This is a genomic window from Fluviibacterium sp. S390, from assembly GCF_049800695.1.
Classification (GTDB): domain Bacteria; phylum Pseudomonadota; class Alphaproteobacteria; order Rhodobacterales; family Rhodobacteraceae; genus Meridianimarinicoccus.
This window is the reverse complement of sequence record NZ_JBNAFN010000009.1, coordinates 103,353-128,507: the sequence shown is the minus strand read 5'-3', so window position 1 is coordinate 128,507 and position 25,155 is coordinate 103,353. Positions and strand designations below refer to the sequence as shown.

Sequence of the window (25,155 nt, the reverse complement as noted above, 5' to 3'; positions counted from 1 at the left end):
ATGTTCCAACAAAGGCATCCCGATATTTCATGACAGGTCTGATCGTCGCCGGATTTCACCGAAGCGGAACTTCCTCGGTTGCGCAGCAACTGGCCAATTGCGGCTTGTCGCTGGGCGACGACCTGATCGGGGCAAATGAATTCAACCGCTTCGGTCATTTTGAAGACTGGCCCGTTGTGCGGTTTCACGATGCCATCCTGGCCCGCAACGATGCGGATTGGGCCCGTGTTCCCGACGGCCCGATCGACTTCACCCCGGAAGAGGCGCAATGGGCGCGCGACTATTGCGCGGCGCGCGACGCCAAGGAGCCGGTCTGGGCGGTCAAGGATCCCCGCATGTGCCGGTTCATGCGCCAGTGGCGGGCCGAAGTTCCCGGCCTGAAATTCCTTGTCGTCTACCGGCACCCGGTGGCAACCTCGCAGTCGCTGAACCGCCGGTCTGCCCTGTGGATGGCGCGCAGCCACAACACCGACAACATCGCGCGGCGGTTCTACCATGATCCCGACCTGGCGCTGAAGCTGTGGATCGAACACAACCTGCACCTGCTGGATCTTCTGGCCGAATATCCCGACGATTGCGTCGTGCTGGGCCATCATCACATTCTGGCGGGCATCAACCCGCTTCAGGTGGCCGAAGACCGGCTGGGCCTGTCGCTGGGAGCCGATACGGCGACCACGACCATCGACCACACGGCCCTGTCGAAGAAAGAACCTGTTCTGCCGGTGTGCGACAGCACCCTGATCGCCCCGGTTCTGGACATCTGGCAAAAGCTGGAGGACGCCGATTGGGCCACCGCGCAAGGGCATCCGCGCGAAGAGATCGCCTCGGCACTGGTGCATGATCCCACCGGCCTGAAGACCCGCGCCGGCATGGCGGACGTGCAATTGGCTGAAATCTACAAATCGCCGATCGGCGACTTGAGCGTTCTGAAAGGCGCCAAGGCGGTGGCCGAGAAGATCTCCCGGCCGCCATTCAGCCTCTACTTCATGCGCAAGAAAAAATACCGCGACTTCGTCGAGAAGGTGACAAACCGGTGATCTATGTCTTTACAACCTGCGCCCTGAACTATTTCCCGAACGCCCGTATCCTGGCGCAGTCTGTCCGCAGGCACATGCCCGACGTGCGGCTTGTCTTCTGCCTGACAGACGCCGCACCCGAGGGGTTTGACGCGACCCAGGAAGGCTTCGACGAATACTGGACGCTGGAAGACCTGCGCCCGCAGATCCCGGATCTGGAACAATGGATCTTCCAGCACACGGTCATGGAGATGGCGACCGCGTCGAAGCCCTTCGTCCTGCACGCGCTGCTGGAGCGCGACGATTGCGATGGCGTTCTGTTCTTCGATCCTGACTGCGAAGTGCATTCCCCCTGCACCGAGATCCGGCAAAGCCTGTCAGAGAACTCCATCACCCTGACCCCGCACGCCTGCCTGCCCCATGAAGAGGACCCCTGGGTGTTCTTCGAGTTGAGCCTTCTCAAGGTCGGGGCGTTCAACCTGGGCTTCTTCGGGGTGCGCAACGACGAAGAGGGCCGCCAGTTCGCTCGCTGGTGGCGCCACCGTTTGCGTAACTTCTGCCTGATCGATGAATCGCGGCACCTGTTTACCGATCAGAAATGGATCGACCTGGTGCCGGTCTACTTCGACAGCGTCCGGGTGCTGCGGCGGCCGACCTACAACGTGGCCCGGTGGAACACGTTCCAGCGCAAGCTGACCCGTGGCGAGGATGGCACCGTGCTGGTGGATGGCGAGCCGCTGGATTTCATCCATTTCTCGGGATTTCTGAAGAAGGGCAGTTACGTGCGCGGCCTTTATGACGCGCAATCAGCCCAGTGGTGCGCCGAGATCGAGGTGCTGGATGCCTTGTCAGAGGACTATGCCAACCGCCTGGCGGCAGATCAGGCGCGGCCCGAAATGTCAGCCCCCTGGGGGCTGGGGCTTTACGCGGACGGCGTGGAAATCCCGCCGCGGCATCGCACGGCCTATCGGGTGTCACCGGACCTGCGGGCCGCTTTCCCGAACCCGTTCGAAGGCGGGGAAACCTTGCGCGCAAGGATGGCAACTGCGCCGACCGAACCGGCGCCCGCCAAGAAGAAAAAGAAGAAATCGGCCCTCAGCCGGCTGAAACGCAAGCTCGGCCTATAAAAGGATCCCCGTCGGGCTGCGTGCTGAAAGCCCCGCCCGACGGATGACGATCAACTGCCGTAGTAAAACTCTTCGTGCGAGATCTTGCCGTCGGTCACCGTGTAGACAGCCACTTCCTTCATTTCGTTGCGCTCTCCGGTGGCTTTCATGGTGGCATCCATTTCGAAGATCACCGCGAACTTGTTGTCGCCGTGCGGCATGGGATCGCTGACCGAGCCGCCATGGACCTCGAAATTCTCGGTCCACCAGGCGTGCTTGCCACGGATCGCCTCGACTCCGACCGCTTCGCGCCCGTTGCCATTGTCCATGGCCTCGACCGAAACCGCGTCGGGAGCGTAAAGCTTGTCCAGGTTTTCAGCCGCGCGGCCTTCGCGGCAGCCGGCCACAAGTTCTCTGGCAACGTCATTCATATCCATCTGCAATCCCTCCCTGATGTTCATGATGTGTTCCCAAGCATGACGTTGCGTCGGGACAATTTCAAGATATTAGACTCACGTTTGTGTGAAGGCCCCGGCACGGGTCATTCCAGCGCCTCCAGGATGGGCTGCCATTGCATCTGCAGAGGCTTGTAGACCGCTTGCGGCATGTCGAAGATGCTCAACCCCGCTTCGGCCAGATCACCATAGGCGGCCCGTTCGCCGATGCGGGCCAGCGGGGTCACGCCAAGGGTCTGGAAGAAGGCGTCCAGTCGCACCGCCGCGCGGGTTCTGGGCCGCAACCGCATCGCCACGAGGCTGATTCGCACCTTTCCCTTCCGGATGCGCTTGACCTCTGCCAGCTTGTCGAGAAACCGCCGGGTGCTGTCGGCGTCAAACAGCGACGGCTGCACCGGGATCAGCACCAAATGGGCTTCTGCCACCAGGGCCTGCGCCCCGTCCCCCTGCATCGCACCGGGTGCATCGACGATCAGCCAGTCCGTCTTTTTCGGGGCCGTTCCAACCGATTTCGCGGCACTCCAGTTCAGCCGGGTGACCGGGGCGGCCTCGGGCGGTCGGCGTTTCAGCCATCGTGTCGCCGATTTCTGCGGATCGGCGTCCGCAAGCGCCACCCGCGCGCCGCCATTGGCCAGCGCCGCGGCCAGGGTAATGGCCACCGTCGTCTTGCCGCAGCCGCCCTTGCGATTGGCAATCAACACCGTCTTCATCCGGTCGCTCTCCCTGCCCCGTGTGGGATCGTAGACGCGGGCCGTTGAGGTGTGCAACGGGTCGCGGGATCCGGACGACAACGCAGGCGGTTGGGGAAGGCACCACTGCGTGGTGCTTTTTTTTTGAGTATTTTTGCCAAGAAGAAATCTGGTGGCCGTGGCACCCTTCCCCCCTTTGAATGAATGCACCGGGGTTTGGCGGATACCGGTTTCGGGCTGCTGCGCGCGGTGGCAGCGTTTTTCATGGCGCTGGCAACCGCTGCTGATTGCCCCGCCCTGCGAGCCTCGCTATATCGCGCCCATGTTGGACCGATCTCAAAATGCCCCAGACCTGCCGCCCGAAGTGGCGCGGCGCCGTACCTTCGCGATCATCTCGCATCCGGATGCGGGGAAAACCACGCTGACCGAGAAATTCCTGCTTTATGGCGGCGCCATCCAGATGGCCGGCCAGGTGCGGGCCAAGGGGGAGGCACGGCGCACCCGGTCGGACTTCATGAAGATGGAGCAGGATCGGGGCATTTCGGTCTCGGCCTCGGCCATGTCCTTTGATTTCAAGACCTATCGGTTCAACCTGGTGGACACGCCGGGCCACTCGGATTTCTCCGAGGACACTTATCGCACCCTGACGGCTGTGGATGCGGCGATCATGGTGATCGATGGCGCCAAGGGGGTGGAAAGCCAGACCCGCAAGCTGTTCGAGGTCTGTCGGTTGCGCGACCTGCCGATCCTGACCTTCTGCAACAAGATGGACCGCGAAAGCCGCGACACTTTCGATATCGTCGACGAGATCCAGGAAAACCTGGCCATCGACGTGACGCCCGCCAGCTGGCCCATCGGCATGGGCCGGGATTTCCTGGGCTGTTACGACCTGATCAACGACCGGCTGGAACTGATGGATCGCGCCGACCGCAACAAGGTCGCCGAGAGCATCGAGATCAACGGGCTGGACGATCCGCTGCTGGAGCAGCACATCCCGGCAGGTCAGCTGGAGCAGTTGCGCGAGGAGGTCGAGATGGCGCGCGAACTGCTGCCGCGCCTCGATCCGCAGGCGATCATGGATGGCACCATGTCGCCGATCTGGTTCGGCTCGGCGATCAACTCGTTCGGGGTCAAGGAACTGATGGACGGGATCGCCAGCTACGGCCCCGAGCCGCAGCCGCAGTCGGCGCAACCGCGCCAGATCTCGCCCGATGAGAAGAAGGTCACCGGCTTTGTCTTCAAGGTGCAGGCCAACATGGACCCAAAGCACCGCGACCGGGTGGCCTTCCTGCGCATGGCCTCGGGCCACTTCAAGCGCGGCATGAAGCTGACCCATGTGCGCAGCAAGAAGCCCATGGCGATCTCGAACCCGGTGATGTTTTTGGCGTCCGACCGGGAACTGGCCGAAGAGGCCTGGGCCGGCGACATCATCGGCATCCCGAACCACGGGCAATTGCGCATCGGCGATACGCTGACCGAGGGTGAAGCGCTGCGTGTCACCGGCATCCCGTCCTTTGCGCCGGAATTGCTGCAATCGGTGCGGGCGCTGGACCCGCTGAAGGCCAAGCATCTGGACAAGGCACTGATGCAATTCGCCGAGGAAGGGGCCGCCAAGATATTCAAGCCGATGATCGGCTCGGGCTTCATCGTCGGCGTCGTCGGCGCGTTGCAATTCGAGGTTCTGGCCAGCCGGATCGAGCTGGAATACGGGCTTCCGGTGCGTTTCGAAGGCTCGCAGTTCACCTCGGCCCGCTGGGTGTTGGGGCCGCAGGCGGCGCTCGACAAGTTCATCTCGACCAACAAGGGGCACATGGCCACCGACAACGACGGAGACCACGTGTATCTGACCCGGTTGCAATGGGACATCGATCGGATCGAGCGGGACTATCCCGAGCTGACCCTCAGCGCGACCAAGGAAATGATGGTCTGACAGGCGGGGCGGCGGTCAGACGCCCGGTTCTGCGCGCGCCGCGATGGCGCCAAGCTCATCCCGGACACAGGGGCGCAGGGCCAGCCCATCGGCGGCGGCCATATCCAGAAGTCGCCGCGCGTTCGCCGGATGCTTCAGGTTGGCCTTCTTGATGAAATTCACATCCCCCCGAAACAAGCCGTAGTAGGCGTGACTGTCCCAGGGGTTCAGCGCCGCCACCAGCGTCCGGGCAAAGGCCCGCAGGTCGCTGTCATCGGCCGTACCCGCCGCCAGCTGCTGCATCAGCCCGCCATGGGCCGGGCGCAGGCGGGCGTTCAGAACCGGCAGGCGGCGCAGGAAATCCTCTAGTTCGGGCCGCGGTAGGGCCGGGATTCGGGCTGCGATGGCGTTGTGATCCAGCAGGCAGTGCGGCGGGAACCCGGCGTCGGACATGGCCTTGCTGAAGCCAACCTCACCCCGTTCCAACACCTGCGCCTTTGCTGCGCTCAGCGGGTAACCGGCCCAGAAGCGGGCGAAGGCGGCGCTGTCCAGGACCTCTCGCGAGACGCGGAACAGGAAAGACGCCGCGTAAGTCTGCCCGCTCAACGCCGGATTGCGTCCGCGGCCGGGGCGATAGGGGAAGTTGCACAGGGCGGCATAGGGTGCGTCCAGCGCGTCAAAGGCCGCCAGCGTGTCCGGCCCATCCATGGCCGGCAGCCACAGCGTGTCATTCATCACCAGCAATTGCGCGGGCAGCGGGCCGCTGCCGCGCAGGTGGGCGATCCCGTCCCGGTAGCCGCCGAAGTCATAGCCGATGTTGGGTCGAGTCATCACCGCAATGCCCCGCGCCTGCAACGCCGCGAGGTCGGGTTCGGGCAGCGCCCCGTTCACCACAAAGAACAGCGCATAACCGTGCCGTGTCAGCGCATCGAAGGTTTCGGACAGCGACGCCGGCAGGCCACCGGGCTGATAAATCAGAACCAGTGCGATCCGATCCGTGCGGGGCTGACGGCCGGGACGCACGCGCACCATTCGGCGCGCCAGAACCGGCCAGAGCGGGCGCATCAGGGCCGTTTGCAGGACCCGGACACCACTGCTCACCTGACGTTGCAGCCGTTGACCCTCGCGCGTGAGCTTGCTTTTTTGACCCATCTACACGATGCCCCGGAATGAAATATGGAAAAGATGTACGGGCCGGAGCGCGAAGGAACAAGCTTTCGCAGGGGCGCGCGGCGGGCCGGTGCGGCGGCCTGAGCCCCGAAAGCCTCACACTATCCCTGAAATCCGCATAAAGTTGACCGCTCGCCAGAATTGGGGTACCACGCGGCACGGCGTCCTCGGGGCGCCTTTAACCTTGCTTGCTGGGGCGCCCGGAACATTGCGTCCTATACAAAAAAACGGGTGGCCCGATGCCATCCCTGGGATGCATATGACGAAATTCACAGACCTCAGCCTGGGGCCGAAGGTGCTCAAGGCAATCGCCGAGGCCGGATACGAGACCCCCACCCCCATTCAGGCCGGCGCCATTCCGCCCGCGTTGGAGCGGCGCGACGTGCTGGGCATCGCCCAGACCGGCACCGGCAAGACTGCGGCCTTCGTGCTGCCGATGATCTCGATGCTGGCGCGTGGCCGGGCCCGGGCACGCATGCCGCGCAGCCTTGTGCTGGCCCCCACGCGGGAACTGGCCGCCCAGGTGGCCGAGAACTTCGACACCTATTCGACCCACTTGAAGCTGACCAAGGCGCTGCTGATCGGCGGCGTGTCGTTCAAGGAACAGGACACGCTGATCGACAAGGGCGTTGACGTTCTGATCGCCACGCCGGGCCGCCTTCTGGATCATTTCGAACGTGGCAAGCTGCTGCTGACCGGGATCGAGATCATGGTGGTGGACGAAGCCGACCGGATGCTCGACATGGGGTTCATCCCCGACATCGAACGCATCTTCTCGCTGACGCCCTTCACCCGGCAGACCCTGTTCTTCTCGGCCACCATGGCGCCCGAGATCGAGCGGATCACCAACACCTTCCTGTCGAACCCGGAACGCATCGAAGTGGCCCGTCAGGCCACCGCCTCCGAGACCATCGAACAGGGCGTGCTGATGTTCAAACCCAGCCGCCGCGACCGGGCACACAAGGAAAAGCGCGATCTTCTGCGCGCGATGATCGACGGCGAAGGGGATAAATGCACCAACGCCATCGTTTTCTGCAACCGCAAGGTCGATGTCGATATCGTCGCCAAGTCGCTGAAGAAGCACGGCTATGACGCCGCCGCCATTCATGGTGATCTGGATCAGTCGCAGCGTACCGCGACGCTGCAGGGTTTCCGCGATGGCAACCTGCGGTTCCTTGTGGCCTCGGATGTGGCCGCCCGTGGTCTGGACGTGCCCGCCGTGAGCCATGTGTTTAACTACGACGTGCCCTCCCATGCCGAGGACTATGTCCACCGCATCGGCCGCACCGGTCGGGCCGGACGCGATGGCAAGGCGATGATGATCTGCGCCCCTGTAGACGAAAAGAATCTCGACGCCATCGAGAAGCTAATCGCCAAGGATATCCCGCGTATCGACGGCCCGGATCTGCCCGAGCCGCCAAAGCGCAAGCGCCGCGAACCGCGCGCCGAAGTGGTCGAAACGCCCGTTGTTGAAGCCACCGAAACCCGCGAAAAGCCCGCCAAGTCGGAAAAGCCTGCGCGCGAAGATCGCCCGCGCCGGACCCGTGGCGGCCGCAACCGCAAGGATCGCTACGACGACCGCGAAGACAGCAAGGTCGTGGGTATGGGCGACCACATGCCCAGCTTCATCGCGCTGAGCTTCGAGGAACGCCGCGCCGGCTGAGTGGCGCGCAAACATCTAACTGAGAATTCCAGGGGGCGGTCAATCTGAACAGGTTGGCCGCCCCCGATCCGTTTCGGGGCGTGCTGCCGCCGAGCGCCAAGGCCCGATGCCTTAGTACCCCTGCCACAGCCCCGGCGTTGCCAGTTCGATGCAATGGTCGTCCGGATCGCGGAAATAGAGACTGCGCCCGCCGCGCGGCCAGGCGACCTCGCTTTCGACCGGGATCCCCGCGTCCGCCAGCCGATCCCGCCAAAGACCAAGATCCTCGGCGCCGACGGCAAATGCCATATGCGCCGGCCCCTGCCCGTCGTGGGACGGGATGGTCCCGAAAGGGGTATTCACGTCTTGCGTGGTCGCGCCGCGCTGGAACAGCAGCAGCACGCCGCGTCCGTTCACATCCAGTGCCCGCATCCGCGGATCGGTGTGCAGCAGGTCCAGTCCGATGACCTCTCGATAGAAGGTCTCGGCCCGGTCCAACCGATCGACGTACAGGACGGTTTCCAGAATGGCGGTGGGGCGCAACATGACCCAAGGCTAAGGCGCTGCCCTGCCTTGGGTCAATCGCTTGCGATCAGTCGACCAGGCGGCTGATGACTACGGTCACTTCGGGCTTGCGGCCGATCTCGGCATTGGCCGAGTTGCGGGCGCCCCGGCGCAGGGCCTCGGTCAGCTTGTCGTCATCGGTCAGGATCGAATCATCGGCCCGGCCCATCACCTGATCCAGATCGTGCTCGAGCACCTCGGTCAGCGGTGTCCCCGAGCGGCCCTGTTTCGGCAGGCCCATGATCTCGCACCACGGTTCGCCCAGCGGCTCGTCGTTTTCGTCGAGGATCAGGGTCACGGTCACATGGCCGTTCAGCGCCAGCCGGATCCGGTCGCGCACGACGCCATCCAGCGCGCCGATCTGCACGGTGCCGTCCAGATAGGTGCGGCCGGTTTCGACGTATTCGACCACCTTGGGCTCGTTGCCCGCCAGATCCACCATGGTGCCATTGGGCGCTAGGACGCCTTTCAGCCCGGTTTCAAGACCCAGCTTCACATGCTCGCGCAGATGCCGGTGTTCGCCATGCATCGGGATCAGGAACTGCGGCTTCATCAGCGCGTGCATTTCCTTCAGGTCGGGACGGTTGGCATGGCCCGACACATGGTACTGGCCGGTGCTGTCGTCGACCACATCGACGCCCTTCTCGCTGAAGGCATTGATGATGCGCAGCACGCCGCGTTCGTTGCCGGGGATGGTCTTCGACGAGAACAGGAACATGTCCCCTTCCTTCATCGACATCCCAAGGTATTTGCCCCGCGCCAGTTGCGCCGAGGCCGCCCGGCGTTCGCCCTGGCTGCCGGTGACGATCAGCATCAGGCCTTCGCGCGGGATGTTGCCCGCTTCCTCGACCAGAACGGTCTTGGGAAAATCGTGCAGAACCCCGGTTTCCTGTGCCGCCGACACCATGCGCCGCATGGCCCGGCCCAGCAGAACCACCGACCGGCCCGCGGCCCGTCCGGCCTCGGCCAGGGTTTTCACCCGCGCCACGTTCGACGCAAAGGTCGTGGCGACCACCATGCCCGGTGCCGAGGCGATCAGCTTGGTGATTTCCTCGGGCAGCGTCGCTTCGGAACGGCCCGCATGCGGGCTCATCACGTTGGTGCTGTCGCAGACCAGCGCACGCACGCCGGGCTTGGCCACTTCGGCCCAAAGCTCGGGATCGAAGGCTTCGCCCACCAGCGGGGTCTTGTCGAGCTTGAAGTCGCCGGTGTGCACGATCCGGCCCTTCGGGCTGTCGATCACCAGCGCCGAGGTTTCGGGGATCGAATGCGACATCGGCAGGAAGGACACGCTGAACGGGCCCGCTTTCACGGTCTCGGGCCAGGGCTGCACGATGCGGACCAGGTTTTCGGGCTGGCCCTGCTCCTCCATCTTGCGCTTGGCGATATTGGCGGTGAAGGGGCGGCAATAGATCGGCGCCTTCAGCTTCGACCACAGATGACCCACCGCGCCGACGTGATCCTCGTGCGCGTGGGTGATGAAAATGGCGTCCAGGCGGTTGGCCCGTTCGGCCAGCCAACTGATATCGGGAAAGATCAGATCGACTCCGGGCGAGCCATCCATGTCGGGAAAGGTCACCCCCAGATCGACAAGGATGAAGCGTTCCTTGCCCTTAGGGCCGTAACCATACACATAACAGTTCATTCCGATCTCGCCGGCCCCACCAAGGGGCAGGTAGATCAAGCGGTCCGCGCTCATTGGCCAGCGAACTCCCTATTGTAATTGCTAATCACCGTGAGCCCATGCATCGTGAGACTCTCGTCGAACTCGTCAAATAGCACGTCGCCTTGCTGGAACAATGGGGCAAGCCCTCCGGTGCCGATCACTTTCATGGGCCGGCCGTGTTCCGCCCGGATGCGGGCGATGATTTCCTTGACCAGACCTATGTACCCCCAGAACACACCTGACTGCATGCAGTCCACCGTATTCTTGCCGATCACCTGTCCCGGCATGGTCACGTCGATATGCGGCAGGGCCGCCGCGGCCTGGTGCAGGGCTTCCAGGCTGAGGTTCACCCCCGGCGAGATGACCCCGCCGATATAGGCCCCGTCCATGTCCACCACGTCGAAGGTGGTGGCGGTGCCGAAGTCGACCACCACCAGGTCGCCGCCATGCAGGTCGAACGCGCCCACGGTGTTGACCAGCCGGTCGGGGCCGACCTTGGTGCCCGCGTCCACACGCACATCGACCGGCAACAGGCAGTCAGGGCGACCGACGACCAGCGGGCGGCAATCGAAATAGCGCGAACTCAGCACCCGCAGGTTGAACACCACCCGTGGCACGGTGGACGAGATGATGACCTCGGACACGCTGGCGGTCAGCTTCTGCGAGGACATCAGCGAACTGAGCCAGACGAAATACTCGTCCGCCGTGCGGGTGTGGTTGGTGGCCATCCGCCAGGTCGAAACGAAGCTTTCACCGTTCCACAGGGTGAACACGGTGTTGGTATTGCCGCAGTCGATGGCCAGAAGCATGGCGCCCTCCGCGCTGGGATCAGAAAAAGATGTCGGCGGCGGGCAGGACCACCCGGCCCTTGGCACCGGTCAGAACCAGCGCGCCCGTCGCGTCGATATCGGTAAAGGTGCCGGTCAGGCTGTCCTTCGCGGTGCGGGCGGTGATGACCTCGCCCAGCTTGGCCGCATGATCCAGGAAGGCGCGCCGAAGCGGGTCGAACCCATAGGTGGTCAACCGCGTCTCCCAGGTGGCAAAGGTCGGTGCCAGCAGATCCAGGAACTCTTCCGGGCTGATGCGGATGCCCGTGGCCGACAGGACCGAAGTCGGCGCCAAGGCGTCGGGCTCCAGCGTTCCGGCGTCCGGTTCCTGCGCCAGGTTCACACCAATGCCCACGCACAGCGGGCCCGGCGCGCCGCCCTGCCCCGAGGATTCCAGCAAGATCCCGGCCACTTTGGCGCCGTTCAGCAGCACATCGTTGGGCCATTTCAGGCGGATGGCCTCGGGTCGGCGGGTGGCCTCGGCCAGCGCGTCCTGCAAGGCAAGGGCGGCCACGAAAGACCGCTGGGCGGCGGCGGCCGGACCGTCCGGCACGCGCATCACAAGCGTTGCGGCGAAATTGCCCTCGGCACTTTGCCAGGCACGCCCGCGACGGCCACGGCCTGCGGTTTGCCGCAGGCCGAGTATCCAGGTCGGACCGGAAAGTTCAGGGGCCAGACGCGCGGCCTCGGCGTTGGTGCTGTCCACCTCTGCCAGAACCCGGCGGCCTACCCCATCGGGCCATGGGGCCATGCTATTGAACCAGTGCGGCGGCGGCCGAAGCGGCCAGCGTTTCAACACCGAACAGGTTGATGACACCCAGCACCATGGCGGCGGCAGAACCGACAAGGAACACGGTCAGCACCGGCGAGTTGCTCTTGTCCAGCGGCTCCTGCGCCTCGCCGAAGTACATGTAGTACACGATGCGCAGGTAGTAGAACGCCCCGATCACCGAGGCGATGACACCGGCCACGGCCAGCCATCCCAGCCCACCTTCCAGCGCGGCCATCAGCACATAGTACTTGCCGAAGAAGCCCACCAGCGGCGGCACCCCGGCCAGCGAGAACAGCAGCACCAGCATCGCCAGCGCCTTCAGCGGCTCACGGTTCGAGAAGTCGTTGAGCGAGGTGATGTCGGTCACCGGCAGGCCGTTGCGGCTCATGGACATGATGAAAGCGAAGGTGCCGATGTTCATGGTCACATAGATCGCCATGTAGATCAGCATCGCCTGCACGCCGAAGACCGTGCCCGACGCCAGCCCCATCAGCGCATAGCCCATGTGTGCGATCGAGGAATAGGCCATCAGGCGCTTGATGTTGGTCTGGCCGATGGCCGCGACCGAACCCAGGAACATCGACACCACCGACAGCAGCGCGATCACCTGCTGCCAGTCGCCGGTGGCATTGCCGAAGGCATCATGCACGACGCGGGCAAACAGCCCCATGGCCGCCATCTTGGGTGCGGTGGCGAAGAAGGCTGTGACCGGGGTCGGCGAGCCTTCGTAGACATCCGGCGTCCACATGTGGAACGGCGCCGCCGAGACCTTGAACGCCAGCCCCGACATCAGGAACACCAGCCCGAACAGCAGACCCAGCGACATCTCGCCCTGGTGGGCGGTCTGGATGATGCCCGAGAAATCGGTGGTGCCGGCATAGCCATAGGTCAGTGACGCACCGTACAGCAGCAAGCCCGAGCTCAGCGCGCCCAGCACGAAATATTTCAGGCCGGCTTCGGTGGATTTCACGCTGTCGCGGCGCAGCGAGGCGACGACGTAAAGCGCCAGCGACTGCAACTCCAGCCCCATGTAAAGGGACATGAGGTCTCCGGCGGAGACCATCATCATCATGCCCACGGTCGCCAGGGCGATCAGCAGCGGGTATTCAAAGCGCAGCAGGTCGCGCCGGGCCATGTATTTCTCGCTCATCACCAGAACGGCGGCGGCGGCCAGCAGGATCACGGTTTTCGAGAACCGCGCGAAGGCATCGTCGATGAACAGCCCGCCGAAGGCCTCCTGCGTGGTTGCGGAACCCAGGCCGATCCAGACGGCCAGCAGGACGAACAGCCCGCTGGTCAGCCAGACCAGCATCGGCGCCAGCTTGTCCTTGCCGCCATAGGCCCCGGCCAGAAGCGCGGCCATGGCATAGACCGACAGGACGATTTCCGGAAGGATGATAGAGAGGTCGGAACCGATCATGATGCGTCCTCAGTGATGCGTGGCGACCTGGGTGGCGTCGACGCGCTCCAGGACGGCTGTCTGATAGTTCGACACGAGGTTCTCGACCGATGGGCCGATGATGTCGGTCACGAGGCTGGGATAGACGCCCAGCAGCAGGGTCATGGCGACCAGCGGGGCGAAGATCACCCGCTCGCGGCGATCCATGTCGGTGATGGACTTCAGGCTTTCCTTGATCAGCTCGCCAAAGACGACCCGGCGGTACAGCCACAGGGCATAGCCCGCCGACAGGATCACGCCCGAGGTCGCCACGACGGCCACCCAGGTGTTGGCCTGGAAGATGCCGACCAGCGTCAGGAATTCGCCCACGAACCCACTGGTGCCCGGCAGGCCGACGTTGGCCATGGTGAACAGCATGAAGATCAGCGCATAGGCCGGCATCCGGTTCACCAGACCGCCATAGGCGCTGATCTCGCGGGTGTGCATCCGGTCATAGATCACCCCGACACACAGGAACAACGCCCCCGAGATGAAGCCGTGGCTGATCATCTGGAAAATTGCGCCGTCGATGCCCTGCTGGTTGGCCGCGAAGATGCCCGCGGTCACGTAACCCATGTGGGCGACCGAGGAATAGGCGATCAGTTTCTTCATGTCCTCCTGCACCAGCGCCACCAGAGAGGTGTAGACGATGGCAATGGCCGACATCCACAGAACCAGCGGCGCCATGATGTCCGAGGCCACCGGGAACATCGGCAGCGAGAACCGCAGGAAGCCGTAGCCGCCCATCTTCAGCAGGATCGCCGCCAGCACCACCGAGCCAGCGGTGGGCGCCTGAACGTGGGCGTCCGGCAACCAGGTGTGCACCGGCCACATGGGCATCTTCACCGCGAAGGAGGCGAAGAACGCCAGCCACAGAAGCGTCTGCATGCCGCCCATCACATGGATGCCCAGCAGGTTGAAACTTTCCGAGCCGAACTGGTGGTTCAGCAGGCTGGGAATGTCGGTGGTGCCCGCGTCCAGCGCCATGGCGATCATGGCGACCAGCATCAGCACCGAGCCGAGGAAGGTGTAGAGGAAGAACTTGAAGCTGGCGTAGATCCGGTTGGCACCGCCCCAGATGCCGATGATCAGGAACATCGGGATCAGCCCTGCTTCGAAGAACAGGTAGAACAGCACCAGGTCCAACGCGCAGAACACGCCCAGCATCAGGGTTTCAAGCACCAGGAAGGCGATCATGTATTCCTTGACGCGCTTTTCCACCGTCCAGCAGGCACCGATGGTCAGCGGCATCAGGAAGGTGGTCAGCAGCACGAACAGCACCGAAATGCCGTCCACGCCCATCTTGTACTTCATGCCGAGGATCCAGTCGTGCTCTTCGACGAACTGGAAGCCGGGATCGGCGGGGTTGAAGCCGCTGAGCAGGAACAGCGAGAGCAGGAAGGTCAGCCCGGTTGCCGCCAGCGCCACCCATTTGGCGTTGCGCTGCGCATCCGGATCATCGCCGCGCAGGAACACCGCAAGGATGAGCGCCGCAACCGCCGGAAGGAAGGTGACAATCGAAAGCAGGTTATCCATTACTCAGCCCCCCCGGTGAGGCTCATAAGCGTAATCAGCACCGCTACGCCCAGCACCATGGCAAAGGCATAAGTGAACAAATAGCCGGTCTGGGCACGTCCCGCGAGGCGGGTGAAGAAGGGGATGATCCCCATGGCCAACCCGTTGATGCCGCCGTCGATGGTGGCCCCGTCCCCGCGCTTCCACAGGAAACGGCCAATGGCAAAGGTCGGACGGATGAAGACGAAGTTGTAGATCTCGTCGAAGTACCACTTGTTCAGCAGGAAGTTGTACAGCGGCCAGTTGGTGGCAGCCAGCTTGGCCGGCAGATCGGTCCGGCGGATGTACATCAGCCAGCTCAGCGCGAAGCCCAGCAACATGGCGATGAAGGGCGATACCTTGACCCAGGTCGGGGCGTGGTGGGCGTCGTCGATCACGTGGTTGTCGGGGCCCATGTAGATGGCACCATATTGCAGGGGAGCGGCCGATGTGGCGACCACGGCATCTTGTGCAGCATCGGCCCCATGGCTGTCAGCGGCAGGCGCATGGCCGTCGGTCGTCCCGGCAGCTTCTACCGGCGCAGCGCCATGGTCGGCGGCAACCACCGTCTCGGCGTGGGGAATGCCGAACCAGGATTCCACCGCGTGATGATCGCCGAAGAAGGGCTTGTACCAGACCATGCCGGCGAAGATCGCGCCGATGGCCAGGATGCCCAGCGGCACGGTCATGACCTTGGGGCTTTCATGGGCGTGCGCATGGGTGTGGCTGTCGCCGCGCGCTTCGCCAAAGAAGGTCATGAAGATCAGACGCCAGGAATAGAAGCTGGTCATCGCAGCGGCGGCCACCAACATCCAGAAGGCGTATCCCGCCATCGGGTTGGTCCCGGCCCAGGCGCTTTCGATGATTGCATCCTTCGACAGGAAGCCGGCGAACCCGATGTAAGTCAGCGGAATGCCGACGCCGGTGATGGCCAGCGTGCCGATCATCATTGCCCAGAAGGTATAGGGGATCTTCTTGCGCAATGCGCCGTAGTTGCGCATGTCCTGCTCGTGATGCATCGCGTGGATGACCGAGCCCGCGCCAAGGAACAGCATCGCCTTGAAGAACGCATGGGTGAACAGGTGGAACATGGCTGCCGAATAGGCCCCGACGCCTGCGGCGACGAACATGTAGCCCAGCTGCGAACAGGTCGAATAGGCGATCACGCGCTTGATGTCGTTCTGCACCAGGCCGATGGTCGCCGCGAAGAAGGCGGTCGAAGCCCCGATGAAGGTGATGAAGCTGAGCGTCGCCGGGGCGAATTCCATCAGCGGCGACATGCGGCAGACCAGGAACACCCCTGCCGTCACCATGGTGGCCGCGTGGATCAGGGCCGACACCGGGGTCGGGCCTTCCATCGCGTCGGGCAGCCAGGTGTGCAGGAACAGTTGTGCCGATTTGCCCATTGCGCCGATGAACAGCAGGAAGGCGGTCAGTTCGGCGGCGTTCCAGTCGCGCCACAGGAAGCTGATCTGGGTCTGCGCCAGTTCCGGGGCCGCGGCGAAGATCACGTCAAGCTGTACGCTGTCAGTCAGGAAGAACAGCGCGAAGATGCCCAGGGCAAAGCCGAAGTCGCCCACGCGGTTGACCACGAAAGCCTTGATTGCGGCGGCATTGGCCGAGGGCTTGCGGTAATAGAAGCCGATCAGCAGGTACGAGGCGACGCCCACCCCTTCCCAGCCGAAGAACATCTGGACCAGGTTGTCGCTGGTCACCAGCATCAGCATGGCGAAGGTGAAGAACGACAGGTAGGCGAAGAAGCGCGGCTTGTAGACCTCGCCCTCTTTCCACTGCGGATCGTGATCCATGTAGCCGAAGCTGTAGACATGGACGAGCGTCGAGACGCTGGTCACCACGATCAGCATGATGGTGGTCAGCCGGTCGACCCGCAGCCCCCAGTAAGTGTCGAGCGTGCCGGAAGAAATCCAGCGCAGCACCTCGATGTGCTTGGTCATGCCGGTGGGCGCCAGGAAGGCAGCCCAGGACGAGAAGCAAGCATAGATCAGCAGGCCGGTGGCGATGCGCATGGCGTTCTTTTCGCCCACGATGCGCCAGCCGAAGCCGGAAATGAGTGCCCCGAGCAGGGGAAGGAAGACGATGACCTGTTCCATCTGCTCAGCCTTTCATATTGTTGACGTCTTCCACGGCGATGGTGCCGCGGTTTCGGAAGAAGCAGACCAGGATGGCAAGGCCGATGGCGGCCTCGGCCGCGGCCACGGTCAGAACGAACAGCGTGAAGATCTGTCCGGTCAGGTCGCCCAGATAGCTGGAAAAGGCCACGAGGTTGATGTTCACGGCCAGCAGCATCAGTTCCACCGACATCAGGATGATGATGACGTTCTTCCGGTTCAGGAAGAGCCCGAAGATGCCGATGACAAACAGCGTTGCCGCCACCGTCAGGTAATGTTCAAGTCCGATCATCTTATTTCCCCTTGCCCTCGACTTCTCGAATGCTGGCAATTGCATGTTTGGTACACACATCTGCTATTGAGTCTTCGATGGTGTCGGAGAACTTCATCATTGGATTGCCGGTCAAAAGCGATGAACTTAGTTCCTCGAAGCTTTCGCCCTCTCCAAGATACTTCCAGCCAAGCGGATTTTCTCTCACTTCCCTGACTGTTAAGACTTGTCCGCTCGGGCCATTCCGAGTGGTCAACAACAACACGGTTCCTGACTCAGAGCGTTTAACCCAACTTTGGGATCGCTTGGCGTTGGCATCGCTAGCTACAACGATTTCTCCGGCATCGTGCCAGCCGCCCCCAAGAATTTTTTCTTGGTTTGTCATAGCCCCTGCCCCGGTTTCATGTCCTTCAGCTCCAGCGCCTTGGCCGGGTCGCGGTACATCTGGGCCAGAACGTCCTGACGCTTGATGTTCGGGCGATGGCGCAGGGTCAGCATGATGGCGCCGACCATGGCGACCAGCAGGATCAGGCCCGCCAGTTGGAACAGCAGGAAATACTTGTCATAGATCAGCAGGCCCAGGGCTTCGGTGTTGTGCATGTCCTCGATCGCCGGGGCGACGTTGGCGCGCAGAGCTTCGGCATTATCTGCCGTTTCCCAGACCCCGAAGGCCAGCGCCAGTTGCATCAGGATCACCACCCCGATCAGCAACGCCAGCGGCATGTATTTCGCCATCTCGGCCTTCAGCTCGGCGAAGTCCACGTCCAGCATCATCACCACGAACAGGAACAGCACGGCCACCGCGCCGACGTAGACGATGATCAGCAGCATGGCGACGAATTCCGCGCCCAGCAGGACGAACAGCCCCGCCGCGCTGAGAAACGCCAGGATCAGCCACAGCACCGAATGCACCGGGTTTTTCGAAATGACGGTGAACAGCCCGCCGGTGATGACGGACAGGGCGAAGCCGTAGAATGCGATATCAGCGACGGTCATGGTCGGATCCTTCCTTCGGCTCAGCGATAGGGCGCGTCGAGTTCGAGATTGCGTGCAATCTCGGCCTCCCAGCGTTCGCCGTTGGCGAGCAGCTTGTCCTTGTCGTAGTACAGCTCTTCGCGGGTTTCAGTGGCGAACTCGAAGTTCGGGCCTTCAACGATGGCATCCACCGGACAGGCTTCCTGGCAGAAGCCGCAGTAGATGCATTTGGTCATGTCGATGTCATAACGCGTGGTCCGGCGCGAGCCGTCCTCGCGTGGTTCGGCATCGATGGTGATGGCCTGCGCCGGGCAGATCGCCTCGCACAGCTTGCAGGCGATGCAACGCTCTTCCCCGTTGGGATAGCGGCGCAGCGCGTGCTCGCCGCGAAACCGCGGGCTGAGCGGGCCTTTTTCATGCGGATAGTTCAGGGTGGCCTTGGGCGCGAAGAAGTACTTCAGCCCCAGCTTCATGCCCACAAGGAAATCCTTGAGCAGGAAATACTTGCCGGCGCGGGTCCAGTCGATTGACGACATCTCAGCCTCCCACAACCCAGCGGGCATAGGCGCCGCCGAAAAGTTCGAATTTCGCGAAGAACGCCACAAGAACGACCCAGCCCAGCGACAGCGGCAGGAACACTTTCCAGCCCAGGCGCATCAGCTGGTCATAGCGGTACCGCGGCACGATGGCCTTCACCATGGCGAAGAGGAAGAAGAAGATCGCCATCTTGCCGACCATCCACAGCGCCCCGTCGGGCAGGCCCGGAATGGGCGACAGCCAGCCGCCGAAGAACAGCAGCGAGTTCAGGGCGCACATCAGGAAGATGGCGATGTATTCGCCGGCCATGAACAGCAGGAACGGGGTCGAGGAGTATTCGACCTGATAGCCCGCCACCAGTTCGGATTCCGCTTCCGGAAGGTCGAAGGGCGGGCGGTTGGTTTCCGCAAGGCACGAGATGAAGAAGATCACCGCCATCGGCAGATGCGGCAGCCAGTACCAGTTGAAGAAGCCGAAACTGCCATCCTGCGCGGCCACGATATCGCCGAAGTTCATCGAGCCGGTCGAGATAATCACCCCGATGATGATCAGGCCGATCGACACCTCGTAGGAGATCATCTGCGCGGCAGAGCGCAGCGAGCCAAGGAAGGGGTACTTCGAGTTCGACGCCCAGCCGCCCATGATCACGCCGTAAACCTCAAGCGAGGAGACCGCGAAGACGAACAGGATCGCCACATTCAGATCGGCCAGCACCCAATTGTCGGTGAAGGGAATGACGGCCCAGGCCAGCATGGCCAGCACGAAGCTGGTCATCGGCGCCAGCATGAACACCGTGCGGTCGGCCCCGGCGGGCACGACGATTTCCTTGACCACGTATTTCAGGGCATCGGCCACGGTCTGCAGCAGGCCGAAGGCGCCCACCACGTTGGGCCCGCGGCGCATCTGCACGGCGGCCCAGATCTTGCGGTCGCCATAGACCAGAAACAGCAGCGAAATCATCACGAAACCAAGCACCGCAAGGCACTGGGCCACGATGATCACCGCAATCCCGGCGTTGGTCGAAAAGAAGTCATCCATCGGTGGTCACCTCCGGGGTCAGGGCAGCGGCGCGGCACGCGGATGCCTCGTGGTAAACAGCTTTTGCGACCTCAAAGCCAGCCGCCACAAGGGCGCTTGTGCGAGTATGTCGCGGGAGTTCGAAACGCGGCATCCGGGTCACTCCGCCGCGAGGGACGACGCGCCCCGCGCCTTGGCCGCCGCGCTGAGTTCGGCCATCAGGGCCGAGGCGCGGGCGATCGGGTTTGTCAGGTAGTGATCCTTGATCGCATTGCGGAAATCGGCCGATGCGGGGGTGTCCAGTTCGGGCAGAACCCAGTCGTTTTCCGGCACGGTGTCGATCTTCTTCAGATGCGGCACGTCCTTGACCAGGTGCTGGCGCAGTTGTGCCAGGCTGTCATAGGGCAGCGTCGCGCCAAGCTGCGCCGACAGGGCGCGCAGGATCGCCCAGTTCTCTTTCGCCTGTCCCGGCGGGAAACTGGCGCGGGCGGCCAATTGCGGGCGGCCCTCGGTGTTCACGAACAGGCCCGATTCCTCGGTCCAGGCGGCCCCCGGCAGGATCACGTCGGCGCGATGCGCGCCCCGGTCGCCGTGGCTGCCCTGGTAGATCACGAAAGGTCCGGCATCGATGTCGACCTCATCGGCACCCAGGTTGTAGATCACCTCGGCCCCGTCGATGGCGGCCAGCAGACCACCCTCGGTCACGGCACCCACATCCAGCGCACCGACGCGGGCGGCGGCGGTGTGCAGCACCAGGAATTTCGACTCGGTGGTTTCGGCGAATTTCATCGCCTGCGCCAGTACGGCAGCCCCATCGGCCTCGCGCAGCGCGCCCTGCCCGATGATGACCACGGTGTCCTTGCCGATGGCGCCGGTATGATCCTCTTCCATCAGGCCCATCAGACCATCGCGGCCCGTGCCCAGATGCGCGTAGTCATAGGTCAGATTGACGGCTTCGCCGATCACGCCGACCTTGGCCCCGGCCAGCCACGCCTTGCGGATGCGCGCGTTCAGCACCGGCGCTTCGTCGCGCGGGTTGGTGCCGATCAGCATGATCGCCTTGGCGGTGTCGATGTCCTCGATCCGGGCGGTGCCCACATAGGCCGACCGGTTGTCGGCGGGCAGACGCGCGCCATCGGTGCGGCATTCGACGGTGCCGCCCTGCCCTTCGATCAACTGCTTGAGCGCGAAGACCGCTTCGACGGGGGCCAGATCGCCCACAAGGCCCGCAACCTTCTTGCCCTTCATCGCGGCAGCCACGGCGGTCAGGGCTTCATCCCAACCGGCTTTGCGCAGCTTGCCGTTTTCACGAATGTACGGCGTGTCCAGACGCTGGCGGCGCAGCCCGTCCCAGACGAAGCGCGACTTGTCGCTCAGCCATTCCTCGTTCACGCCATCATGGTTGCGCGGCAGGAAGCGCATCACTTCCCGGCCCTTGGTATCGACGCGGATGTTGCTGCCTAGCGCATCCATCACGTCGATGCTTTCGGTCTTGGTCAACTCCCACGGGCGGGCGGTGAAGGCATAGGGTTTCGACACCAGCGCGCCCACCGGGCACAGGTCGATGATGTTGCCCTGAAGGTTCGAATCCAGCGTTTCGCCCAGGTACGAGGTGATCTCGGAATCCTCGCCGCGCCCGGTCTGGCCCATCTGGCTGATGCCCGCCACCTCGGTGGTGAAGCGCACGCAGCGGGTGCAGGAGATGCAGCGTGTCATATGCGTTTCGACCAGCGGGCCGAGATCCAGATCGGTGGAGGCGCGCTTGGGCTCGCGGAACCGCGAGAAATCCACGCCGTAAGCCATGGCCTGATCCTGAAGGTCGCATTCGCCGCCCTGGTCGCAGATCGGGCAGTCCAGCGGGTGGTTGATGAGCAGGAACTCCATCACCCCTTCGCGGGCCTTCTTGACCATCGGCGAGTTGGTTTTCACCACAGGCGGCGCGCCCTCGGGACCGGGACGCAGATCCTTGACCTGCATCGCGCAGGAGGCCGCCGGCTTGGGCGGACCGCCCACAACCTCGACAAGGCACATGCGGCAGTTGCCCGCGATCGACAGGCGCTCGTGATAGCAGAAGCGCGGCACTTCGATGCCGGCCTGCTCACAAGCCTGGATCAGGGTCATGGCCGGATCGACCTCGACCTCCCGGTCGTCGATGATGATCTTGCGCAGGTCACTCATCCGCTTACTCCGCTGCGATGGGCGCACAGCCGCGGGATTTCCACAGCTTGGCGTCTTTCAGATGGGACCAGCCGAACGCGTGGTCGCTGTCCCCATGGGTTTCCTTGTGCTCCAGCCGGGCCAGAGCCTCTTCCAGTGTCGGGTGATGCCCCGCAGGCACCCACCACATGACGAAATGCTGTTGTCCGAGGATCTCGAACCACTCGGCGCGGCGCTCATAGAACTGCCGGTGCACGGTGTTGAACACGAAATGCTCAAGGCTGGGTGCGTCCTGCCAGACGGTCAGGTTGGTCACGAACTGCGGGTCATCGCCGATGCTGGTCTCGGTGTTGCCGGTGCCCGGTTCGCCCGAGCCTTCCATCATCCAGACAAATCCCGGCGAGCGTTTGCCCAAACCGTTGACCCGGTCCAGCGCAGTCATGAAATCGGCCACACGCGGATCATCGGTGGGCGCCAGAAGACGCCCGATGTTCAGCTCGGCAAGATGCTGCTGCGTCATGACAGGCCCCCGCACCACACGGGTCGCGCGACCCGAACCGGGTCGCGGACAGGCGGCAGGGCCGCGCGCGATATGTGGGCTGCGCGGATCACTCGGCCGCCACGGCACTCAGCCGGCCGGATTTCTGTGCCTTGATGCGATCTTCGATCTCGTCGCGGAAATTGCGGATCAGGCCCTGGATCGGCCAGGCCGCCGCATCGCCAAGGGCGCAGATCGTGTGACCCTCGACCTGCTTGGTGACCTCGAACAGCATGTCGATCTCTTCGACCTCGGCCTCGCCCCTCACCAGGCGCTCCATCACCCGCATCATCCAGCCCGTGCCTTCGCGACAAGGCGTGCACTGGCCGCAGCTTTCGTGCTTGTAGAACTTGGCCAGACGCCAGATCGCCTTGATGATGTCGGTTTCCTTGTCCATCACGATCACCGCCGCGGTGCCAAGGCTGGAGCCTTTTTCCTTCAACGCGTCGAAATCCATGATCGCGTCGCGCATGTTCTCGCCGCGTACACAGGGCACCGAGGATCCGCCGGGAATCACCGCCAGCAGGTTGTCCCAGCCGCCGCGGATGCCGCCGCAATGTTTTTCGATCAGCTCCTCGAAGGGGATCGACATGGCCTCTTCGACGACGCAGGGATTGTTCACATGGCCCGAGATTGCATAAAGCTTGGTGCCCGCGTTGTTGGTGCGGCCAAAGCCCGCGAACCATTCCGGGCCACGGCGCAGGATGGTCGGCACGACGGCGATGGATTCGACGTTGTTCACCGTGGTCGGGCAGCCGTAAAGGCCCGCGCCTGCCGGGAACGGCGGTTTCATCCGGGGCATGCCCTTCTTGCCTTCAAGGCTTTCGATCAGCGCGGTTTCCTCGCCGCAGATATAGGCGCCAGCGCCGTGCGAGAGATAGAGGTCGAAATCCCAGCCCGAACCAGCCGCGTTCTTGCCCAGAAGGCCCGCGTCATAGGCCTCGTCGATGGCGTTCTGCAGAGCTTCGCGTTCGCGGATGTACTCGCCGCGAATGTAGATATAGGCCGCATGGGCGCCCATCGCGAACGAGGCGATCAGGCAGCCTTCCACCAGGGTGTGCGGATCGTGGCGCATGATCTCGCGATCCTTGCAGGTGCCGGGCTCGGATTCGTCGGCATTGACCACAAGGTAATGCGGGCGGCCATCGCTTTCCTTGGGCATGAAGGACCATTTCAGACCGGTGGGAAAGCCCGCGCCACCGCGTCCGCGCAGGCCGCTGGACTTCATCTGGTCGACGATCCAGTCGCGGCCCTTTTCAAGGATGCCCGCGGTGCCATCCCAATGGCCCCGCGCCTGCGCGCCCTTCAGGCTGCGGTCATGCATGCCGTAGAGATTGGTAAAGATGCGATCTTCATCTTTCAGCATTGCCGTCTCCTTACTTCCCGCCGCTTCGGGCGGCCCGGCGCGCACGCCAGATCTGTGTCGTCACGACGAGCGCCCAGATGAGCCCCGCCATCGCCGCGAAATCGAACAGGAACACATAACGATCCGGCAGTCCCAGGATCGGACCCAGCAGTTGGGCCCCCATCCAGAGCAGCATGGTGCCCGCAATCACCAGCGCCACGAGGCGCGATTGGCGGGCCAGATGCCGGTCGGTGTCGTGCTCCTTGTCAGCCATCCGCGTCCTTGATCAGTTCTTTCGCCTGCGCGACCCAATCATCGCGCGAGACACGGCCCTTGAAGGCGATCAGGTTCTCGTCCACCCAGGCAACCTCGGACTCGGTCCAGCTGGCGATCTGGTCGAAATGGTAGACGCCGATCTCGTTCAGCGCGTTTTCCAGTTTCGGGCCGATGCCCTTGATTTTCTTCAGATCATCCGCGCCGGTGTCGCGCGCACCGGTCAGCAGCGCCGGCTTGTCGCCGACCTGCGGATCAGCGGCGGGCGCCGGGATCGGGGCGCTGGGGGTGGGCAGCTTGAATTCGCGGTCGCTCCAGGGGGCGCGCAGGGGCACCTCGGTGCCGTCGATGCGTTTCACCGTGTCGCCGATGTCCGTGGCCAGCGCGACAGACGCATTGGCGGGCAGCTTGTCGGCCTCGTGTGCGGTCAGCGAGGTCAGGCCCTTGAGCGGCTCCGACGCATAGCGGCCATTCTGCGGACCCGGCACCGGCACCTTGCCCGCGCGCAGGTCGTCCAGCAGTGCGGCGAAGCTCTCGGCGGTCAGATCTTCGTAATAGTCCTTGCCGATCTGGGCCACGGGCGCGTTGGCGCAAGAGCCGAGGCATTCGACCTCTTCCCAGCTGAGCTTGCCATCTTCGGACAACTCATGGGCGTTGGGGGCGATCTTGTCCTTGCAGACGGCGATCAGATCCTCGGCCCCGCAGATCATGCACGACAGGGTGCCGCAGACCTGCACATGCGCCACCGAGCCGACCGGCTGCAACTGGAACATGAAGTAGAAGGTCGCGACTTCGAGCGCCCGGATGTAGGCCATGCCCAGAAAGTCCGCCACATGTTCGATCGCCGGGCGGGTCAGCCAGCCTTCCTGCTCCTGGGCACGCCACAGAAGCGGAATGATCGCCGAAGCCTGACGGCCTTCGGGGAACTTGGTGATCTGCGCCTCGGCCCAGGCCTGGTTGGCAGGGGTGAAGGCGAAACTGTCGGGCTGGTCGGGATGAAGACGACGAAGCATGTCAGACGCGGTCCTTCGGAATCGGGCGGGAGGCTGCGCGGCCGCGGGGGACGCCTCCGGCGGGAGTGTTTTGGCCAAGAAGAAGGGGCAGG

General features: G+C 63.6%; 24 protein-coding genes. 4 read left to right on the top strand and 20 right to left on the bottom strand.

Translation table 11 applies throughout. The annotated features are described in order from the left end of the window. Positions 1-29 precede the first annotated feature (29 nt). Positions 30-1,037 (top strand): hypothetical protein, encoded by a 1,008-nt coding sequence (locus ACP15K_RS09695; protein ID WP_193141747.1) that lies wholly within the window; start codon positions 30-32, stop codon positions 1,035-1,037. Further along, the gene (locus tag ACP15K_RS09690) at positions 1,034-2,143 is read left to right on the top strand and encodes a glycosyl transferase (protein WP_193141748.1); all 1,110 of its coding nucleotides are present in this window, start codon (positions 1,034-1,036) and stop codon (positions 2,141-2,143) included. Before ACP15K_RS09695 ends, ACP15K_RS09690 begins: the two co-directional genes overlap by 4 nt. 50 nt (positions 2,144-2,193) lie before the next feature. On the opposite strand, the gene ACP15K_RS09685 is transcribed toward ACP15K_RS09690, so the two are convergent. Both ACP15K_RS09685 and ACP15K_RS09680 read right to left on the bottom strand, forming a co-directional pair. Then, positions 2,194-2,559 (bottom strand): nuclear transport factor 2 family protein, encoded by a 366-nt coding sequence (locus ACP15K_RS09685; protein ID WP_193141919.1) that lies wholly within the window; start codon positions 2,557-2,559, stop codon positions 2,194-2,196. Between the two features lie 104 nt (positions 2,560-2,663). Continuing rightward, complete coding sequence (locus ACP15K_RS09680) at positions 2,664-3,287, bottom strand: AAA family ATPase (protein WP_424990393.1); 624 nt, start codon at positions 3,285-3,287, stop codon at positions 2,664-2,666. 301 nt (positions 3,288-3,588) lie between these two features. Between ACP15K_RS09680 and ACP15K_RS09675 the strand changes: the two genes are divergently transcribed. Then, positions 3,589-5,196 carry a peptide chain release factor 3 gene (locus ACP15K_RS09675; protein WP_424990392.1) on the top strand — a complete coding sequence of 536 codons (1,608 nt, stop codon included), beginning with the start codon at positions 3,589-3,591 and terminating at the stop codon, positions 5,194-5,196. Positions 5,197-5,211: 15 nt separating this feature from the next. On the opposite strand, the gene ACP15K_RS09670 is transcribed toward ACP15K_RS09675, so the two are convergent. Further along, the gene (locus ACP15K_RS09670) at positions 5,212-6,276 is read right to left on the bottom strand and encodes a rhamnan synthesis F family protein (RefSeq protein ID WP_424990391.1); all 1,065 of its coding nucleotides are present in this window, start codon (positions 6,274-6,276) and stop codon (positions 5,212-5,214) included. Between the two features lie 328 nt (positions 6,277-6,604). Here ACP15K_RS09670 and ACP15K_RS09665 point away from each other — a divergent pair, with 328 nt between their 5' ends. Further along, positions 6,605-8,008, top strand: coding sequence for a DEAD/DEAH box helicase (locus tag ACP15K_RS09665; protein ID WP_193141752.1), 1,404 nt, complete (start codon positions 6,605-6,607; stop codon positions 8,006-8,008). Positions 8,009-8,119: 111 nt separating this feature from the next. Here the strand turns inward: ACP15K_RS09665 and ACP15K_RS09660 are convergent, their stop codons facing one another. The 17 genes from ACP15K_RS09660 to nuoE form a co-directional block, all read right to left on the bottom strand. Then, entirely contained in the window at positions 8,120-8,533 is a 414-nt protein-coding gene (locus ACP15K_RS09660) for a VOC family protein (RefSeq protein WP_193141753.1), read from the bottom strand. 46 nt (positions 8,534-8,579) lie between these two features. Beyond that, complete coding sequence (locus ACP15K_RS09655; protein WP_424990390.1) at positions 8,580-10,250, bottom strand: ribonuclease J; 1,671 nt, start codon at positions 10,248-10,250, stop codon at positions 8,580-8,582. Next, positions 10,247-11,026 carry a type III pantothenate kinase gene (locus ACP15K_RS09650; protein ID WP_424990389.1) on the bottom strand — a complete coding sequence of 260 codons (780 nt, stop codon included), beginning with the start codon at positions 11,024-11,026 and terminating at the stop codon, positions 10,247-10,249. Before ACP15K_RS09650 ends, ACP15K_RS09655 begins: the two co-directional genes overlap by 4 nt. A gap of 19 nt (positions 11,027-11,045) precedes the next feature. Then, entirely contained in the window at positions 11,046-11,795 is a 750-nt protein-coding gene (locus tag ACP15K_RS09645) for a biotin--[acetyl-CoA-carboxylase] ligase (protein WP_193141756.1), read from the bottom strand. Between the two features lies 1 nt (position 11,796). Then, positions 11,797-13,236, bottom strand: a complete 1,440-nt coding sequence (gene nuoN, locus ACP15K_RS09640; RefSeq protein ID WP_193141757.1) for an NADH-quinone oxidoreductase subunit NuoN — start codon at positions 13,234-13,236, stop codon at positions 11,797-11,799. 9 nt (positions 13,237-13,245) lie between these two features. After that, positions 13,246-14,790, bottom strand: coding sequence for an NADH-quinone oxidoreductase subunit M (locus tag ACP15K_RS09635; RefSeq protein ID WP_193141758.1), 1,545 nt, complete (start codon positions 14,788-14,790; stop codon positions 13,246-13,248). Then, positions 14,790-16,919, bottom strand: a complete 2,130-nt coding sequence (gene nuoL / locus ACP15K_RS09630) for an NADH-quinone oxidoreductase subunit L (RefSeq protein ID WP_424990388.1) — start codon at positions 16,917-16,919, stop codon at positions 14,790-14,792. The genes ACP15K_RS09635 and nuoL overlap by 1 nt, the downstream gene beginning before the upstream one ends. A 4-nt stretch (positions 16,920-16,923) precedes the next feature. Further along, on the bottom strand, positions 16,924-17,229 hold the full coding sequence (nuoK, locus tag ACP15K_RS09625) for an NADH-quinone oxidoreductase subunit NuoK (protein WP_193141760.1): 306 nt from the start codon (positions 17,227-17,229) through the stop codon (positions 16,924-16,926). Between the two features lies 1 nt (position 17,230). Then, a complete protein-coding gene (locus tag ACP15K_RS09620; RefSeq protein ID WP_424990387.1) occupies positions 17,231-17,593 on the bottom strand; it encodes a hypothetical protein in 363 nt (120 codons plus the stop codon). After that, positions 17,590-18,204 (bottom strand): NADH-quinone oxidoreductase subunit J, encoded by a 615-nt coding sequence (locus ACP15K_RS09615; protein ID WP_193141761.1) that lies wholly within the window; start codon positions 18,202-18,204, stop codon positions 17,590-17,592. Before ACP15K_RS09615 ends, ACP15K_RS09620 begins: the two co-directional genes overlap by 4 nt. A 20-nt stretch (positions 18,205-18,224) precedes the next feature. Continuing rightward, the gene (nuoI, locus tag ACP15K_RS09610) at positions 18,225-18,719 is read right to left on the bottom strand and encodes an NADH-quinone oxidoreductase subunit NuoI (protein ID WP_193141762.1); all 495 of its coding nucleotides are present in this window, start codon (positions 18,717-18,719) and stop codon (positions 18,225-18,227) included. Between the two features lies 1 nt (position 18,720). After that, positions 18,721-19,758, bottom strand: a complete 1,038-nt coding sequence (gene nuoH / locus ACP15K_RS09605) for an NADH-quinone oxidoreductase subunit NuoH (protein ID WP_193141763.1) — start codon at positions 19,756-19,758, stop codon at positions 18,721-18,723. Positions 19,759-19,896: 138 nt separating this feature from the next. Next, entirely contained in the window at positions 19,897-21,915 is a 2,019-nt protein-coding gene (gene nuoG, locus ACP15K_RS09600; protein WP_424990386.1) for an NADH-quinone oxidoreductase subunit NuoG, read from the bottom strand. Positions 21,916-21,919: 4 nt separating this feature from the next. Next, positions 21,920-22,414 (bottom strand): DUF3291 domain-containing protein, encoded by a 495-nt coding sequence (locus ACP15K_RS09595; protein ID WP_193141765.1) that lies wholly within the window; start codon positions 22,412-22,414, stop codon positions 21,920-21,922. An 88-nt stretch (positions 22,415-22,502) separates the two neighbouring features. After that, on the bottom strand, positions 22,503-23,798 hold the full coding sequence (nuoF, locus tag ACP15K_RS09590; protein WP_193141766.1) for an NADH-quinone oxidoreductase subunit NuoF: 1,296 nt from the start codon (positions 23,796-23,798) through the stop codon (positions 22,503-22,505). 10 nt (positions 23,799-23,808) lie between these two features. Continuing rightward, the gene (locus ACP15K_RS09585; protein ID WP_193141767.1) at positions 23,809-24,051 is read right to left on the bottom strand and encodes a DUF5337 domain-containing protein; all 243 of its coding nucleotides are present in this window, start codon (positions 24,049-24,051) and stop codon (positions 23,809-23,811) included. Next, the gene (gene nuoE / locus ACP15K_RS09580) at positions 24,044-25,063 is read right to left on the bottom strand and encodes an NADH-quinone oxidoreductase subunit NuoE (RefSeq protein WP_424990385.1); all 1,020 of its coding nucleotides are present in this window, start codon (positions 25,061-25,063) and stop codon (positions 24,044-24,046) included. The genes ACP15K_RS09585 and nuoE overlap by 8 nt, the downstream gene beginning before the upstream one ends. Between the last annotated feature and the right edge of the window lie 92 nt (positions 25,064-25,155).